At 45.0% G+C, this 18,091-nt stretch carries 10 protein-coding genes; 5 read left to right on the forward strand and 5 right to left on the reverse strand.

The genetic code is table 11. The features are described from left to right. Positions 1 to 87: 87 nt before the first annotated feature. Positions 88 to 1,716 carry an adenine deaminase gene (ade, locus tag CFE23_RS04690; protein ID WP_291084762.1) on the reverse strand — a complete coding sequence of 543 codons (1,629 nt, stop codon included), beginning with the start codon at positions 1,714 to 1,716 and terminating at the stop codon, positions 88 to 90. Positions 1,717 to 1,821: 105 nt separating this feature from the next. On the opposite strand from ade, the gene recJ reads away from it, so the two are divergent. Then, on the forward strand, positions 1,822 to 3,510 hold the full coding sequence (recJ, locus tag CFE23_RS04695; protein WP_291084765.1) for a single-stranded-DNA-specific exonuclease RecJ: 1,689 nt from the start codon (positions 1,822 to 1,824) through the stop codon (positions 3,508 to 3,510). Here recJ and CFE23_RS04700 read toward each other — a convergent pair whose 3' ends face one another. After that, on the reverse strand, positions 3,511 to 4,269 hold the full coding sequence (locus CFE23_RS04700; RefSeq protein WP_291085011.1) for a UDP-2,3-diacylglucosamine diphosphatase: 759 nt from the start codon (positions 4,267 to 4,269) through the stop codon (positions 3,511 to 3,513). 240 nt (positions 4,270 to 4,509) lie between these two features. Between CFE23_RS04700 and CFE23_RS04705 the strand changes: the two genes are divergently transcribed. The 3 genes from CFE23_RS04705 (at position 4,510) to CFE23_RS04715 (ending at position 13,969) form a co-directional block, all read left to right on the forward strand. Further along, positions 4,510 to 11,076, forward strand: coding sequence for a choice-of-anchor L domain-containing protein (locus CFE23_RS04705; protein WP_291084769.1), 6,567 nt, complete (start codon positions 4,510 to 4,512; stop codon positions 11,074 to 11,076). A gap of 72 nt (positions 11,077 to 11,148) precedes the next feature. Next, positions 11,149 to 12,069, forward strand: a complete 921-nt coding sequence (locus CFE23_RS04710; RefSeq protein ID WP_291084771.1) for a type IX secretion system membrane protein PorP/SprF — start codon at positions 11,149 to 11,151, stop codon at positions 12,067 to 12,069. A gap of 19 nt (positions 12,070 to 12,088) precedes the next feature. Then, positions 12,089 to 13,969 carry an OmpA family protein gene (locus tag CFE23_RS04715; RefSeq protein ID WP_291084774.1) on the forward strand — a complete coding sequence of 627 codons (1,881 nt, stop codon included), beginning with the start codon at positions 12,089 to 12,091 and terminating at the stop codon, positions 13,967 to 13,969. A 44-nt stretch (positions 13,970 to 14,013) separates the two neighbouring features. Here the strand turns inward: CFE23_RS04715 and CFE23_RS04720 are convergent, their stop codons facing one another. Genes CFE23_RS04720 through CFE23_RS04730 form a run of 3 tightly spaced genes read right to left on the reverse strand, consistent with a single transcriptional unit; the run spans position 14,014 to position 17,526 of the window. Then, positions 14,014 to 14,817 carry an SDR family NAD(P)-dependent oxidoreductase gene (locus CFE23_RS04720; protein WP_291084777.1) on the reverse strand — a complete coding sequence of 268 codons (804 nt, stop codon included), beginning with the start codon at positions 14,815 to 14,817 and terminating at the stop codon, positions 14,014 to 14,016. Then, positions 14,804 to 17,167, reverse strand: a complete 2,364-nt coding sequence (locus tag CFE23_RS04725) for a M20/M25/M40 family metallo-hydrolase (RefSeq protein WP_291084780.1) — start codon at positions 17,165 to 17,167, stop codon at positions 14,804 to 14,806. Before CFE23_RS04725 ends, CFE23_RS04720 begins: the two co-directional genes overlap by 14 nt. 11 nt (positions 17,168 to 17,178) lie before the next feature. Continuing rightward, positions 17,179 to 17,526 carry a hypothetical protein gene (locus CFE23_RS04730; RefSeq protein ID WP_291084783.1) on the reverse strand — a complete coding sequence of 116 codons (348 nt, stop codon included), beginning with the start codon at positions 17,524 to 17,526 and terminating at the stop codon, positions 17,179 to 17,181. 232 nt (positions 17,527 to 17,758) lie between these two features. Here CFE23_RS04730 and ssb point away from each other — a divergent pair, with 232 nt between their 5' ends. Further along, the gene (gene ssb, locus CFE23_RS04735) at positions 17,759 to 18,091 is read left to right on the forward strand and encodes a single-stranded DNA-binding protein (RefSeq protein ID WP_291084786.1); all 333 of its coding nucleotides are present in this window, start codon (positions 17,759 to 17,761) and stop codon (positions 18,089 to 18,091) included.

The raw sequence follows: 18,091 nt of genomic DNA on the forward strand, positions 1-18,091 counted from the left end.
TCGAAACACAAGCCTTCGCGGTCGAATTACACGCCATTTCTGTCCGAACATTTGCCTTCGCGGCCTTAAAATCGTAAATTGTAATTTTTAGTCCCCGACCTCCAGATCTACAAACCGAAACGCATTCCCACTAAACAATCCCTGATCCGATAACTTCAGATCCGGAATGACGAGCAGCGCCATAAAAGACAGTGTCATAAACGGGGCATGCAGGCGGCATCCGAAACTTTTGGCCAACGCATCGACTTCCTGGTATTTTTTTCCGGTTTCCCAGCCATCGAGGTCACTGATGATGCCGGCAATGGGCAGCGGCAGGATTTTTTGGACCTTCTTGTCCACAGCACAAACGCCGCCCTGGTGTTCAATGATTAAATTCACCGCGCTGCAGATTTCCTCATCGGAAACGCCGACGGCAACGATGTTATGGCAGTCATGTGCCACGGAACTCGCGATAGCGCCTTTCTTCAGTCCAAAATTCCTGATGAAAGCGACCGCTGGCTTCGCCGCTTTGTCATACCGGTTTACGACAACCAGTTTCAGGATGTCGTTTTGGGTATCCGGGACGATTTTCCCGTCTTTAACCAACGGCTTCAGGTGCAATTCCTTGGTAATCAACTGCCCTTCCAGCGCTTCAATCACACGAATGTTTCCGCCCGTACCTGAGATTTCAAAATCGGCAGGTGTTTTTGGCTTTGCCTTAAAATTATTCGGCTTTTTAAACACCACGCGGTCAATAAACGACTGGCCATTTTCCGCGACCAGCTGCCCGTTGATATAAGTCTGCAACACATTAAAATCAACCAAATCTTCAACCACAATAAAGTCGGCGGGATCATTTGCCTTCAGTTGCCCCACTTTTAAACCATAATGTACCACCGGATTTACACAAGCCGCCTGCAATACTTTAAACACATCAATTCCCTTAGCCACGGCGCGCGCGCACAAATCATTGATGTGGCCCACAGCCAGGTCGTCGGGATGTTTGTCATCCGAGCAGAACATCATATTCGGGTAATGCTTTGAGAGCAAAAATACCAACGCTTCAAAATTCTTCGCGGCACTGCCCTCACGGATTAGGATTTTCATGCCCAACGCCAGTTTTTCCTGGGCTTCGCGGCTGGTAAAACACTCATGGTCGGTGGTGATTCCGGCGGCGACATATTTCTTCAGTGCGTCGCCGGTTACTGCGGGCGCGTGGCCATCCACCGGTTTTTTATAATGTTTCGCCCATTTAATTTTTTTCAAAACTTCCGGATCATCGTGGATGACGCCGGGATAGTTCATCATTTCGGCGAGGTAGTAAATGTCCTTAGAGGAGAGCAATTCCTTGATGCCGTCTGAATCGATTACTGCGCCCGCCGTTTCAAACGAAGTCGCCGGAACGCACGACGGTGCGCCAAAATGAAATTTGAACGGCACATCTTTTCCGTTTTCAACCATGTAATGCACGCCTTTAATACCCAGTACATTCGCAATTTCATGCGGATCAGAAATCGTCGCCACCGTGCCATGAAGCGCCGCCAGCCTTGCAAATTCTGAAGGCACCAGCATCGAGCTTTCGATATGGATGTGGGCATCGATAAAACCGGGCATGATGTATTGTTTTTCCCAATGCCGCTTTTCGATAATCGAGATGATCCTGCCATCCTTCACGGTGACAATGCCAGGGAATATCCGCTTGTTTTCGATGTCGACGATTTGTCCCTTGAGCTCCATTTGCATAGGTTTTGAAAATAAATTGAGCCGGCAAGAAACGATTTTTTTACGGATTTTATGTTATTTTTGAAGGATCACTTATTTATACACCATACAAAATTACCTATGCGCTGGACCATCAAAACCCCACCTGAACCTGAAAAGGTAAACTCGCTTTCACAAGCCTTAAATGTTGAACCCCTTGTTGCAACGTTGCTGTTGCAGCGCGGCGTCGAAACCTATGAACAGGCGCGGAAGTTCTTCCGCCCCAGCCTCGACGACCTGCACAACCCGTACCTGATGAAAGATATGGACAAGGCAGTCCTTCGGATTGAGAAAGCCATCGCCAATAATGAAAACATCATGGTTTTCGGGGATTACGACGTCGATGGAACCACGGCAGTTTCATTGGTTTCTTCGTATCTGAAAACGATTTACCCCAATATTGCGACCTACATTCCGGACCGTTACGATGAAGGCTACGGCATTTCATACAAGGGCATTGATTATGCTGATGACAACGGGATTTCGCTAATCATCGCTTTGGATTGCGGTATAAAATCAATAGACCATGTCGCTTATGCCAATGAAAGAAATATTGACTTTATCATTTGCGACCACCACCGTCCCGGAGACGTTTTGCCGGACGCGGTGGCGGTGCTGGACCCGAAACGATCGGATTGCAGTTACCCATACGATGAACTTTGCGGCTGCGGTGTGGGTTTCAAATTGATTCAGGCCGTAGGCGCGGAGCGTGGGCAAACCATTGGTGACCTGTTGCCGTACCTGGACCTGGTAGCCACGGCAATTGCGGCCGATATTGTCCCGATTACCGGGGAGAACAGGATTTTGGCGCATTTTGGTTTACAAGTCATCAATTCGTTTCCCAGGAATGGCATTAAGGCATTGGTGTATTTGTCCAAAAAGCAAAAATTTGACATTACCGATGTCGTCTTTATCATTGCACCACGAATTAATGCCGCCGGCCGAATCCGTCACGGGAATCATGCTGTCGAGCTGTTGACGGAGGCTGATTTTGACCAGGCGATTGTATATGCTTCGGAAATAGAACAATACAACGTGGACCGCAAGCAACTGGACAAACAAATCACACAAGAGGCGTTGGCGCAAATTGAGGCAAACGGCGAGCAGGACCATTTTACCACCGTCGTATTCAACGAAAACTGGCATAAAGGGGTGATTGGGATTGTGGCGTCGCGGTTAATCGAAACGTATTACAGGCCGACCGTTGTGTTCACACAGTCTGGAGACAAATATGCCGCATCAGCGCGTTCCGTAAGTGGATTTGATGTGTACAATGCATTGGATGCCTGTGCAGAACATCTCGAACAGTTTGGCGGACACATGTATGCGGCGGGGATGACGTTAAAGAAAGAAAACTATGCTCATTTTAAGCAGGCGTTTGAGAAATGTGTGAAGGAAAGTATCCCGGAACCCCTTCGCACACCGGAAATAACCATCGATGCCGAGGTAAGTCTTGACCAGATTAGCCCAAAGTTGATGCGGATTTTAAAACAATTTGAACCTTTCGGGCCGATGAATATGGCACCCGTTTTTGTCAGTAGGAATGTTAGCGACACGGGTTTTGCAAAAACAATAGGAGGCGATAAAGAGCACCTTAAGCTTTTCGTAAAACAAAACGGTTCGGAAGGATTTGGTGCTATTGGTTTCGGCTTGGGGAAAAAGCTGGAAATCACCTCCGGAAAGAAGCCTTTTGATGCAGCTTTCTGTATTGATGAGAATGAATGGAATGGATCGGTGAGTATACAGTTGCGTTTGAAGGATATTCAATAACTAGTCTTTAAATTCGAGGAGTTCGAATGTTTCCCCGTCAAAAACGCCATAAGTAAAATAACCGATCCAGTCGCCCAGGTTGATATAAGTTGAATTTTCGCCCACACTGATTTTCATCGGCAGGTGCCTGTGCCCAAATACAAAATAATTGTAGTGTTTCTTCTCCAGCTTCCTTTTGGCGTAAAGTACCAGCCACTCATTGTCTTCGCCAAGGAACTTGACATCCGCTTCGCCTGAGATCAGCTTGTTTTTAACCGACAGGTATTGGGCGATTTTTACGCCTACGTCGGGGTGTAGCCAACGGTAAAGCCACTTCGAAAACGGACTGGCAAACACTTTTTTCATGCGTTTATAACCTTTGTCTCCCGGGCCTTTTCCATCCCCGTGACCGACCAGGAATGTTTTATTTCCAAAGGTATATTCCTGATTGTCATGATACACAGGGATATTCAATTCTTTTTCAAAATAATCGTGCATCCACAAGTCATGGTTTCCAACGAAAAAGTAAATCGGAATGCCACTGTCGCGGATTTCTGCCAATTTCCCAAACACCCTGACAAACCCTTTCGGGATGACGGTCTTGTATTCAAACCAGAAGTCAAAAAGATCGCCAAGCAAAAATATGACGCCGGCATCTTCTTTGATTTGGTCCAGCCATTTGACGAATTTCTGTTCCCTTGGAATGCTGAGTTCTCTGGTCGGGGCGCCAAAATGCTGATCAGAAGCGAAGTATATTTTTTTACCGTGGGGCAGATGCATCATTTATTAGTTTGGGGTAAATATAGGAATTGTTGACGAACCTTTTTGATTCCGGAATTTTCAAATTTTCAAATTGTTCGTTAAACCGAACAACTGTTAAATAAAACGCAGAAACATGTTACATTATCATCGGTTGTTGAGGATTTTGTTAAATAACTCCTATTTTCTTTTTTTCGTTTATTTTTCGTTAATTTTGAGTTAATACCTTTCAACTTATCAAATTTCTAAACTTTTCATTTTATGAAAAAAATTACTTTACTGTTAACCTTCCTTTTCTTTTCTACAGTGGCCTTAAGCCAGGTAGAGACTTTTGAAGGAGGGATACCTTCTACGTGGGCGGTGATGAACGGAGCAAATGGCGTTGGAGCGCTCCAGCCTTGGATTCTGAATACCAGTAACTGGCCGTTGCCTACTTCGCCGCGGTCACCCTATGCGGCGCACAATGACCCCACTGCCGTGCTTAATGCAGCCTATGTGAACAACGAGCAGATCGGCATGGGAAATACTGAAGAAGATTGGCTTATCACAGACCAACGGCTGATTCCCGCAAATGGGCAGTTGCGGTTTTGGACGCGGTTGACCACTGTGGGAGACCAGGGTACAGTTTACCAGATACGGGTGTCCACCAATGCTACCCAGACCAATCAGGCGGCCTATACCGTTCTGCAATCGTGGGGAGAGGACGAGATAATTGACCCAACACAACCTCTGGCAGATTATCAGGAAGTCAAAGTAGACTTTCCAGCCGCACTACAAGGACAAAATGTTTATATTGCATTTGTAAGGGTATTTACACAACCATCCGGCGCAAGGGCCGGGGACCGATGGTTAATCGACGATGTAAATTTGGTTCAGAAATGTTTGGAACCCGTTGGGCTCGAGGTAATACCGACGTCCATTTCTTCTACAAGCGTGACGTTTACCTGGAACAATCCGGGACTCGCAACGGACTTTGAGTACGAAATTGTTCCTGCCAGTCAGGAACCGACAGGTACCGGTACGCCGCTCGTCATCAATCCCGCTCAGGCTACCATAAATTTTACCGCGGGGGGCCTCCTACCTGATATCACCTATAAGTTTTATGTCCGGGCCATTTGCGGCCCCGGAAATAGCAGCGAACCTGTCGGGCCGACGATCGTGACAACCGTGCCTTTGGGATCGGTTTGCAGTGATCCGCTCGTTGTGAATGCGCTGCCGTATCAAACCACGGGGAACACGGCTACATACGGTGATGACATCGACACACCACAAGGAACCTTATGCGGCGCTACTCCTGTGGGAACCAATTACCTTGCAGGAAATGAAGTCTTTTACAGTTACACGGCGACAGATAACGGCATCATCAGTGTCACCATGACACCGCTGGGAAATACCTCGACCAACTCGTCTGTGTTTGTTTATGCAGGCTGTAATAATGTGGGCGTCACCTGTTTTGCAGGTGCTGCAAGTGCCAATACAAACGTGCGGAGCTTTAACATTAATGTTACTGCCGGGCAACAGTATGTTATTGTAATTTCGTCCGGGCCGACTACACCGTCCATTACCTACAATCTGTTAATCCAAAAAGAAGATTGTACGCCAAAACCGGGAGGCCTTGGTGCTGACGGCGCTACATTAAACAGTGCCCATTTATTTTGGGACAATCCCGGTAACAATACCTCATGGCAGGTGGCAGTCCAGCCATTAGGATCTACTGTTCCTACGGGGCCTGGTGATGACATTGTCACAGGCAACCCCGAATTTGTAAAAACAGGACTCAACCCAGCGACCCAGTACCAATATTGGGTTAGGGTAGAATGTGGTGCCGGATCTGGTGTTTTTAGCGCCTGGGCTGGACCTTTCCCGTTCAATACATTAATCTGCGACCCTTCACAAACGTGTGACTACACTTTCAGGCTTTCCAATACCACTGCCAATGGGTGGGGAGCGACCAGGATGCAGGTAAGGCAAAACGGAATTGTGGTGGCGACGGTAGGCGCTACTGCAACAGGTACCGGACCAACCAATGTCACGGTGCTATTGTGTAACAACGTTCCTTTCGATTTGTTCTGGAGTGTTGCAGGTACAACACCGCAACAGCGCATTGTGGCCATCATCAATAAATTTGGGCAGACCATTTATACGAAACCAGCGGGAACCGGAACGGTGGGTTCAATCCTCTACAGTGATGTTGTAAATTGTGACACACCCCGATGCGATTTAACGCCGACAGGCCTGGGCGCAAACAATGTACTGACCAATACTGCTGATTTGTTTTGGGATGCTCCTGCAACTACTTCGTGGGACGTTTATCTTGTAACACAAGGGTCTACCGCGCCGATAGGCACAACGACCCCAACTTATAATGATATAAGTACCAATCCATACGGTGTTTCCGGGCTCACTCCTGATACGGCTTACGAATTCTATGTACGGGTGAATTGTCCTTCCGGCGATTCAGCGTGGGCTGGACCATTTTTGTTTACCACATTGCCGACATGCCCCAAACCCACAACCCTTGGGGTTTCAGGAATCACAACAACAGAGGCTCTACTGACTTGGATTAACGGTACGCCAACAGACAATCTCTGGGAAATCCTGTTATTGCCTGGCCCAACTGCGCCAGCACCGCCAGCACCTTCGCCTGCAGATCCTACTGTTCCGCCCGGAGGGTTCTTTTTCCAGACTACGAATTCACAGGCACATTTGATTAGCACGCTGGAACCCGCTACCATTTACTATTATTATATCAGGACCATTTGTCCAGGCAATGACAAGAGTACCTGGTCAGGGCCGATCATTTTCAATACGATCACCTGTGATGCTGCTGACAAATGCGTCTACAAATTCATCATGACCGATGCAGCCACAAACGGCTGGAACGGTGCCAGGATGCAGGTAAGACAAAATGGAATTATTATACAGACTATCGGTCAGACCATCGCAGGAGGAGGACCTACTACCGTAAATGTCTCACTTTGTAACAACGTTCCATTTGACCTTTATTGGAGTGTTCCAGGAACCGCACCGGATGAAGTAGGAGTTTCGATCCAAAATCCTTTTACCGATATCGTGTTTACAAAAGCACCCGGTACAGGCACGCCGTTGACCGTATTGTATGCAGACAACGTTCTTGGAAATTGTGTTCCACCCACTTGTCCAAAACCGACTGCTTTAGATGTAAACATTGCGCAAACCACACAAAATTCTGTCGAGCTGACATGGACCGAAAGCGGAAGTGCCATAAAATGGGAAGTTTATGCCGTGCCTGTCATTGGAGCAACACCACCTGTAAACGGCTCGCCGTTAAACGGAACGGGATCGTATCATATTGTGACGGAACTGCCTTATACGCTTACTGGCTTACTTCCATCAACAACTTACATATACTATGTGCGGGCTGTTTGTTCAGATACCGACATCAGTACCTGGACCATCCTGAATCCTAAAACCTTTACTACCAAACCAGTAAATGATGAGTGTGAATTTGCTACTCCGGTTCCTGTAAATCCTACGAGGGATTGCGCGCTTTCCGCGAATGGTACCACACTGGGCGCGACACGTTCGCTGCCAAACACGGCACCGGTCTGTCCGGGGAATACGGATGACGACGTTTGGTTTAGCTTTCAGGCTACTTCGACCATACACATTATTACCATTAGCGATATCATCGCCACAGCGCCTGCGTCTGCGGATCTTAACCACACCTTATACTCCGGAAACGATTGTACCGCGCTGACGCAAATGTATTGCAGCAACCCCGATGTGAGTATTGCAACGAACCTCGTAATTGGTAATTTCTATAAAATACGGGTATACACAAATGGTGGAAACGCTGCACAATCTGCGTCATTCAGGATTTGTATCACGACGCCTCCGCCGGTTACCAATGATGAGTGTGCCACCGCAACAACTGCCGTTGTAAATAACGGAATTGAATGTGTGTCCTCGACACCGGGGTCGATTACCGGAGCAACAGCTTCTCCACAAACAAGTACCTGTGCCGGAGCGGAAGATGACGACATCTGGTTTGAGTTTACCTGTAACAGTCCGACTCAGATTATCAACCTTAATAATATTGTTGGTACGACAACAAACCTGGTACACGCACTGTACCATGGCGATGTGTGTGGAACGATGGACTTCCTCTATTGCAGCGACCCTGAAGAGAGTATCGCTGAAAATCTGGTTGTAGGAGACAAATATAAAATCCGGGTTTGGACCAATGTAAATACATTACAGGATGTAACTTTCGACCTTTGTATTGGAAGGATATTGCCTCCAATCACCACCAACACAACGCAGTACACAGTTGAACAATTGGTGCAGGATGTGTTTTTAGGCTCAGACTGTGCTTTAGTAAGCAATATTACTTGGTCGACGGGAAGTGATTTCGGATCGACAAATGGTATTGGTTATTTTAATAAGTCTTTATCGGATTTCGAATACGACTACGGAATCGTCCTTTCGACCGGAAATGCGAACAGTGTGCCGGGTCCTAACGACAGTACGTTGAGCGATGGAACCTATGACTGGCCCGGAGATGCAGAGCTGGAGACTGCAACCAATATGGATGCACCATCTCATAACGCTACCATTTTGGAGTTTGATTTTATTCCGTATGGCGATGAATTAAATTTCAAATACAAGTTTGCTTCAGAGGAATATGGTGATTTTCAATGTCAATATTCCGACGCATTCGCTTTCCTACTCACCGATACCAGTACGAACATCACTACCAATATTGCGGTATTGGGTGACGGCACGCCGGTTTCGGTAACCAATGTGAGAGACGAGCTTTATAATGACAATTGCACTTCCGAGCACGCCGGTGATTTTGAAACCTATTATGGGGACAACGGTGTGAATCCGATTGGTGCGCCAATCAACTACGATGGAATTACCGTAAACCTTAACGCCCATGCTGATGTTACCCCTGGAACATTATACCACATCAAATTGGTTATTGGAGACAGGCAGGACAACTCTTATGATTCTGTAGTATTTCTTAAAGGAGGAAGTCTTGATATAGGTAATGTGGAGCTTGGGGAAGATTTCCTTGAGGCCAATGGGAATGCAGTATGTCTTGGTGATGAAGTCACTATCGCTTCAGGATTGGATCCGGACGATTACGATTTCGAATGGTATCTTGGTGATGCATTGATACCAAACGAAAATAATCCGACGCTGACCGTAGTAGCACAAGGCGTTTACACGGTAAAGGCGACTTATAGCAATACAACCTGTGTCGCTTCTGATTCGGTTACCGTTGAGTATTTTCAGGATGCAGTTGCGGGGACACCAGCTAACTTAATAGACTGTAATGCCTCAGGAACATCAACGTTTGACCTTACGCAAAATACGGCAGGTATATTAGCACCGTTTGCTCCTGGAACCCATGATGTGCATTATTTCTTAACTCCGGAAGACGCTGAGGACAATGTGCTTGCAAACGAAATAACAGATCTGACAAATTTTATAGGCACCAATGGGCAAACCATTTATGTAAGGGTAAACAAGCTGTCAACGACCTGTCATCAGGTGGTGTCATTCGGAATTGTGGTACAGGATCTTACGCCACAGTTTAATTTGTCAGGAACAACTGAAATTTGCCCTGAAGCCTCGACTACGATCACAGTACAGCCGCTAGCGGGTAATTTCGATCCAGCTTTAGTGACTTACACCTGGTATTTCAACAATATTGCCATTCCAGGACAAACCGGCCAATCATTGTTGATTGACCTCACAAGCCCGGATTATGACTACGGAACGTATTCGGTAACAGTGAATAACTCAGGGTGTACCGCCAACCAGGTATTTGTTATAGAAAATAGCAATACGGTTTGGGACTTTGACGTAACCGGACCAGCCACCTTATGTTCTGAAGGAAACGGATCGTTGGTGGTAACTGTAAATAACAACACGAACAACAGCCCGGTGACCTATACTTATACGCTTCCGGATTCGTCTGTGGTTGTCTCGAGCAACAATACGCTTCCGGTTACCGGAGCTAACATTGGAAACTACAGCGTGACTGTTGACATCCTCGGTTGTACAAGCGGCCCGGAAACCTTTGCTGTTGGAGCGGGTACAGGAAACTACGCAGTTAGCTTTGAGAATACTCCTTATACGATCTGCCAGAACCAGTCGGTTACTTTATCGTTTGTTGGTACGAACTTCGACATCAACGATCCTACGGCAGTTTACACGTGGACGCGACCTGATGGCAGTACGGCTACTGGGGATGTTTTGGTAGCGGACCAGGTTGGGGAGTATGAGCTTACGATAGACCTTTTGGGTTGTACTTCTGTTGCCTCAGTGATGGTCAATGCGAACACGACATCTGTGTTGATAGATTTCGTTGCAGGCTGCGAGGGTCAGGACTTTGTGATTACTGCTTTACCTGTAAATGGTTCGTTTGATCCTGCTGCTGTTACCTACAGCTGGTCTGGTGGTTCCCAGGTTCCTTTGGAGCCACAGTCGATCAAGGCTGGTGTAACGGGCAACTACGCCGTTACGATTACCACTGCAGATGGCTGCGAGTCTACTGATTCGATCCAGATAGATGATATCAGCTGTATCATCCAGCGTGGTATCTCACCGAACAACGATACGAAGAACGATTCGTTCGACCTCACGACCCTAAATGTTAAGCACCTTACGATCTACAACCGCTATGGGACTGAGGTGTACCAGCTCACCAACTACACCAAGCAATGGGTTGGTCAGTCTAACTCAGGGGATGAGCTTCCGGACGGTACTTATTTCTACGTTATTGACAAGTCCGATGGGGAACAGAAGACAGGCTGGGTTTACCTTAACCGTTAACCGATAGCGATGAAACAGGATATGCTGCCCTTCGGGGCAGCTTCTATACAAATGAAAAAACAAATCAAAGAAATGAAGAAAATACAATTAGCCGCCTTATTATTCCTGCTGGTCTTCCTTGACGCACATGCGCAGCAGGACCCCCACTATACGCAGTATATGTATAACATGAACGTCATGAACCCTGCCTATGCGGGCTCTAAGGAGAACCTCTCCTTTGGTCTTCTGTACCGCAAGCAGTGGGTGAATGTAGATGGTGCTCCCTCTACGTTCTCTTTCTCGGGCTCTACGCCTGTGGGCAAGAATGTGGGTATCGGGCTTTCGCTGATTTCGGACGAGATCGGTCCGGTGAAGGAGCAGAACGCATATGGTGATTTCTCCTATACGCTGAACCTTGGCGGGGAGCACCGCCTTGCACTGGGCCTAAAGGCCGGTGCGACCTTCCAGCGGATTGGCCTGAACAGCGATATCGCACCGAGCCTTCCGGATCTTAATGACGATGCGTTCCGTGAGGACACCAACAACGTGTACCTTAACATGGGTGCGGGTATCTTCTACTACACTGACCATTACTACGTGGCCTTCTCGGTTCCGAACATGCTAAAGGCGAACCACCTGGACTATAACGGTATTAAGTATGGTACAGAGACGCAGCATTACTTTTTGACTGGAGGTTATGTTTTTGACATCAACCCTGACTTCAAGCTCAAGCCGTTTGCGATGCTTAAGAGCGCATTCAATTCTCCGAGCTCTCTGGATGTGTCGCTGAATGGTTTGTTCTATGAGAAGTTTGAGATTGGCGCCTCCTACCGTGTTGATGACAGCTTCGGGGGTATGGTGAATTATGCGATCAATCCAAACCTTAGGATTGGATATGCGTATGACCACATCATCTCTGACCTGAAGACGGTGACGACCTCCTCACACGAGATCATCCTGCTCTTCGACCTGAACTTCCCGAAAAAGGTATCACGTTCACCAAGATATTTCTAACCTAAAAGCCACACGGATAATGAAAAAATTATATATAGTATTGATTTTAGTGTTCGCTGCCAATACCATAAAGGCACAGAACAAGGATACGCAGAAGGCTGATAAGCTGTATGCGCAACTAGAGTATGTGGACGCAGTGAAGGAATATCTTAGCCTTGTTAATAAAGGAAAGGGTGATGCCTATGTTTACAAACAATTGGCTGACGCATATTACAATATGTTTAACACTGTTGAAGCGGCCAAGTGGTATGCTAAAGTGGTAGATACACCACAAGATGCTGAAACTTATTATAAGTATGGCCAAATGCTTAAAGCAAACGGGAAATACGAAGAGTCAAATAAGCAAATGAAGGTTTTCGCCTCAAAAATGCCCAATGACGAAAGGGCCAGGGCATTCATGGAGAATCCAGATTATTTACCTAAGATTTTAGACAGGCAAAAGGCGTTTAATGTCAAAACCACTGCAATTAACACTGACAAATCTGAGTTCGGTGCGGTGTTAGCCGGTGATAATAATGTTTATTTCACCAGTACGCGTAACAAATCTAAACGTACTGACGGTTGGAATGACGAGCCTTATCTTGACATATATTACGTGTCTTATAATGCTGCCGATGCTACTTTCGGAAAGGTTGAGGAACTTACGGAGCTTAACACCAAATGGCACGAAGGGCCTGTGTCAATAACGGCTGACGGGAACACAATGTACTTTGCCAGGGACAGCCAGGCTGATAAGAATTTTGTCAATGATAAAAAATTGAGGACAAAATTTGGCGTTGTAAACATTTACAAAGCCACCAAACAAGATGGAAAATGGGGTAATCTCAAATCACTTCCATTCAACAGTAAAACCTACTCTACAAGTAGTCCTAGTATCAGTAAAGATGGGAAGACACTGTACTTTTCTTCGGACATGCCTGGAACTATGGGACAATCTGACATTTGGAAAGTATCAGTAAACGGTGATGACAGTTACGGATCACCGGAAAACGTTGGAAAGAAAATCAATACAGAAGGTAAGGAGCAATTCCCGTTTATTACCGATGACAACGTGCTTTATTTTTCTTCGAGCGGCAGACAGGGTCTTGGCGGATTGGATGTATTCTCAATTGATCTCAATAAAATGGGCGAAGATGGCATGGCAAAGAATGTTGGAAAGCCGGTTAATACAGAGAAAGACGATTTCGCATTTAGCTTTAACACAGCGAAAAATATTGGTTTTTTCTCAAGTAACAGAGGCGGCAATGATGATATTTTTATTGCGGAGCCGGTTTGTAGTGTCGAAGCTACCACGATTGTGACAGATGCCAAAACAGGTCAGCCTATTGAAGGTGCACGTGTGGCAATTCTTGACGCTAAGAAAAACATCATTGAGACGCGCAGCACTGCCGCAAATGGCGAAGTGATGTATATGGTTGAATGCAACAAAGAATACAGTATACAAGCCTCGAAAGACGGTTACGACAGTGGAGTTTTTGCTATCGCTAAAAACAAAGGAGGAAAAACTAAAGTTGATGCTCCTTTAAGTCCTATCGATGTCATTGTGACCGAAACCGAGGTTGTACTTAAGGATATCAATTTTGAGTATAATAAATCCAACATTACTCCTGAAGGGGCGTTTGAGCTCGATAAGTTGGTACAGGTTTTGAAGAACAATGATAAGATGGTTATTTTCGTTAAATCGCACACCGATAACAGAGGTAAAGACGAATATAACATGGAACTTTCTGACCGCAGGGCAAAATCTACAGTGCAATATGTAATATCAAAAGGCGTTGACGCTTCAAGAATATCTGGTAAAGGCTACGGCGAAAGCGAACCTAAGATTAGTTGTACGGAATGTACAGAGGAGCAGCACGCTCAAAACAGGCGAAGTGAATTCCTGATAGTAAAAAAGTAAGATTGCAATGAAATACAAAAACCGGACTTTAAGTCCGGTTTTTTTTATATCTCTCCTGTCACTTTAAATTGATAGTCCAGCAAGGTGATAAGCTTGTCACTCAGAATGAGTTTTCCAGATTGCTCACTATCAGTTTTAAAAATAGGTTTTTCTAAGTGCAAAGCAGACGCTTTCATTTGGTAATACATTTCTCTTGATGGATGAAACGGAGCGACCGCGTTGAAAACTATTTTGCCCGGTTGTTTTTTTAGGATTAAATCAATGATGCCAATGCAATCAGATAGGTGGATTAAGTTAATCGGCGACTTGGGGTTCTCCAAATCTGTCTTTCCTGCCAAATGGAAAACAGGGTGACGATCATTGCCAATTAGTCCTCCGAATCGTATAATAGTGGTCAGGAAATCTTTGGACAATAAAAGGTTCTCAGCCGCGAGCAATTGCTTTCCGGATTCGGTTAGAGGCATAGCTAACGTTTCTTCAGTCACGATAGATTCGCCATCAGCATAGACAGAAGTTGAACTGATGAAAATGACATTTGGAACTTGTGCCTTTTCAATATATGGAACGAGATTGTTTATCTTCTTCAGGAAGCTCTCGCCCGTTCCAGTGCGTAGTTTGGGAGGAAAATCGATAATTAACCAATCGCAACCCTCTAAAAACAGTTCGATTTCTCCGTCAATACCGTTTTCATGCAACGTAATGACAAACGGTTTGATTCCGCAGGACTCAAGCGTTTCTATTTTTTCAGGCGAGGTGGTTGATCCCTTTACGGCATATCCTCCAAGGATTAATGTTTCGGCCGACGGAAGTCCAAGCCATCCGCAGCCAAGAATGCTAATTTTCTGCATTTTGTATGATAATATTTTCAGGCGGAGGTGCCACGATTAGTTTTTTTACGGTGGTCGGTTTAATTTCCTGCCTGATGATTACAGCGTCATTAAGGACAAAGGGTGCAGGCATCATGATGGCTGGCCGTTTTTTCACAGCGAACTGCGGGTTTTCTAACAGATCAAACGATAATTCCAGCAAACTCATATCGAATTTACCCGTTTTTTCTACAGCAAATTGCAATTCGAAAGGTTCGTTATCCACGACATAATTGGATAAGATCTTTGCGCCGGATCTTTTATAAAGCGCACCGTTTTGATTAACATGTGCCATTCCGTTCACTCTTAAATTATAGATTTTCATTGTTTCCGCAGCGAAGATGTCATAGCGATTCACATCCCTTTTTGGTGTGATTTTAATATCCAGGTACCTGAAGTTACCGATTACGGTATCCTTTACAAAGTCCACTTGCGGGCAGTTGAGTGCTTTCAGAGGTGCATCCGCACGCCATTTAAACACCGCATTGTATTTGCTGTACAACTTAAACCTGTTTAAATCTCCAGCTGTCTTGGGGTGATCGCCCAAATACGTCTTCGTCCAATCATCCGGCTCCCGATCATAACTCGCCCAGGACGCACTTTTCTTGTCGGCATCATAATAATATACGAGGCTATTTGGTTTTGCCTTTCCTTCCTCATATCCTGAATTTAAATGTGCATATATCATAAACCCGATGGAAATTCCAAACAAAAGCAAAGCCAAATTTCGTTTCCCAGACATAGTGCCAAATAAGGGCTGTAACAGCCCAAAAACCAATGTGCCAAACAAAACCGCTGCGTACAACATTTTAAGCCCAAGTCCAACGGGTAGCGTAACCATAAAAGGGACGATAATAACCAACACAGGAATTGACAGCATTGCATTCAAAATCGCCGATGTTTTTTGAGTCACTATGAAATAGGCAAAACCAATTAATGCTGAAATAACAGGTACAATAAAAAAACCAGCGCCGGGCAGTGTGATCACAATGATTAAATTAATTACAACCCAAAACAAAATGGGCGCAACAGTATAGTTCATTGTAAGTGTCGCCGAAATTAGCCTGCGATACACCAGAAAACAAATCCCAAGCCCGGCCGAAATAAAAGCAATAATATAGGAATGCCCGTTATACGTAAATCCCTGCTGAATATCAGAATATTGAGGGTAGCAATAACGAAGGATTTCCCAGCTTACATACGCAAACACCGAAGTGATGACCAAAGCAATTGTAAACAAAAAGGAACCTTTGCCAATATCCCGAAGCGTTAGCAATCTTTTTCCAAATCCAAGAAAAATCAATCCGAAGAAAATAACAATAGAAATAATCAATAATGGAAAATTCCATGAAAAAGGATAACTCACGAATCCGAATGGGATGCTGAAATAAACGGAATCTTCTGCAGTGCTGAGACTGTTCAAATTGGCGTTTGCAAAATGGTGTAACAGTGGCATAAGGTAGCTGCCCTGATGCGCTAACGAAGCACTGCTTAGATGGGAAAGGTCGTCCTGTTGCGTGTGGTAGTTAAAATGGTCATCGATAAATGCAAAATTAAAGCCCTGTATCTTTCCATGCTCGCGGAAAATGGAAAGATCAGTATCATTGGGCAGCATTTTGTAAATGCTGTACATCAACGAATTGCATGCTGGAAATGGCACGTGGGACTTCGCAAAATGTGTCACCATTTCAGAGTTTCCCTGATTGACTTCCATGAGCATGTAAGATGGACCCGAAGTACCCCGCGCTTCAAAGTTAATAGCCAATCCAATGGACTTGGCAAGAAGATGTTGCTTAACGAAAACGGCCGCGCCATTTAAGCCTAGTTCCTCAGCATCAGTAAACAGGATAATGATGTCGTTTTTATGCGCCGGATTTTTGTGCAGATAGGCCCGAACACCTTCCAATACAGTCGCTACACCGCTCGCATCGTCGGCGGCACCATGGGATTTGGAGTGCGGAGCACTATCATAATGCGATAGCAAGAGCAGCGCTTTCTCACTTCCACTGCCTTTTATTCGGGCAATGATGTTTTTTGATTTGGTGAAATTACCCCATTCCGTAAGCGAATAGCCTTCTTGTATTTCAGGTTCAAGCCCCAGAGTTATTAATTCGCGAATAATATAGTCTGAAACGGATTGATGGTCCTTAGATCCAATAAAATGAGGGTTTTTTGAAATTTTTGCAACGATGTTTAAAGCTCGTTTTGCCGAAAATTCAGACAATGGCAACGTTTCATTTGAACTTTGTGTAGGTTTTAAAGTGTAAAAGACAAAACCAATAATGAATGTCAGAAAGAATATTATGGGCAGGGAACCGAATTTTTTCTTCATTTGGGATGATGTTAAATGTCCTTTCTGACGAGCATGTAGTAACCATTTTCTAACGCGAGGTATCCTTGGTCGTACACAAAGTGGTAAATGTTGCCGGTCTTCGTCTCTAATATATTGGTAAAAAATACAAAGTCGAAACCCTTATTCAAGAGTTTGGTCCTGTCGGTTTTGGATTTTCCGTCAGGATTGAGCTCAGACAAAATACGATAATTTCGGCGCAGTACATTGTTCACATTTCGCATAAAGTTATTCGTATCCTTATTAATCCTGTTATTGTAGGAGTTCCTGCATCCGTCGCTGCAAAATTTTTTGTCCTCGCGACCGACAATATTCTCATGGCATTCTAAACAATTTTTCATGGCGTATAGATTAAGAAATAATAGAAAAACTTCCGTAAATAGTGGCGTGTAAGCGTTTTAAAGTCAGTCAAATATAACAATAATTATTTATTCGCAAACGCTTGTAAACACTTACAACCGAAAATAATTGTTTGTTTACCGATTAAATATTGTAAACCAGAAAATCTTTGCAAAGTGAAATCAGGATATGGATTTCCACAACGATTAGTAACATTAACAACATTGAAAAGCCATGAATGCATTAAAAAACAAAGTACAATTAATCGGCCATACTGGCGGAGAAGCTGAAATCAAGGAGTTCGGGGAGGGAAAGAAAAAAGCGAGCCTTACCCTGGCTACAAATGAGACTTACAGGAATGACAAAGGCGAGAAAGTCGAAGAAACACAATGGCACCGAATTATTGCTTGGGGAAAACAAGCAGATTTAATAGAAAAATATGTGACAAAAGGGAAAGAGATCGCAATCGAAGGAAAGCTTACCTACAGGAGTTATGATGATAAAAACGGAGAAAAGAAATACATAACGGAAGTAGTGGTAACTGATTTGCTGCTACTTGGCAAATAG

Origin of the sequence: Flavobacterium sp. BFFFF1 (assembly GCF_002256285.1) — a bacterium.
GTDB lineage: Bacteria > Bacteroidota > Bacteroidia > Flavobacteriales > Flavobacteriaceae > Flavobacterium.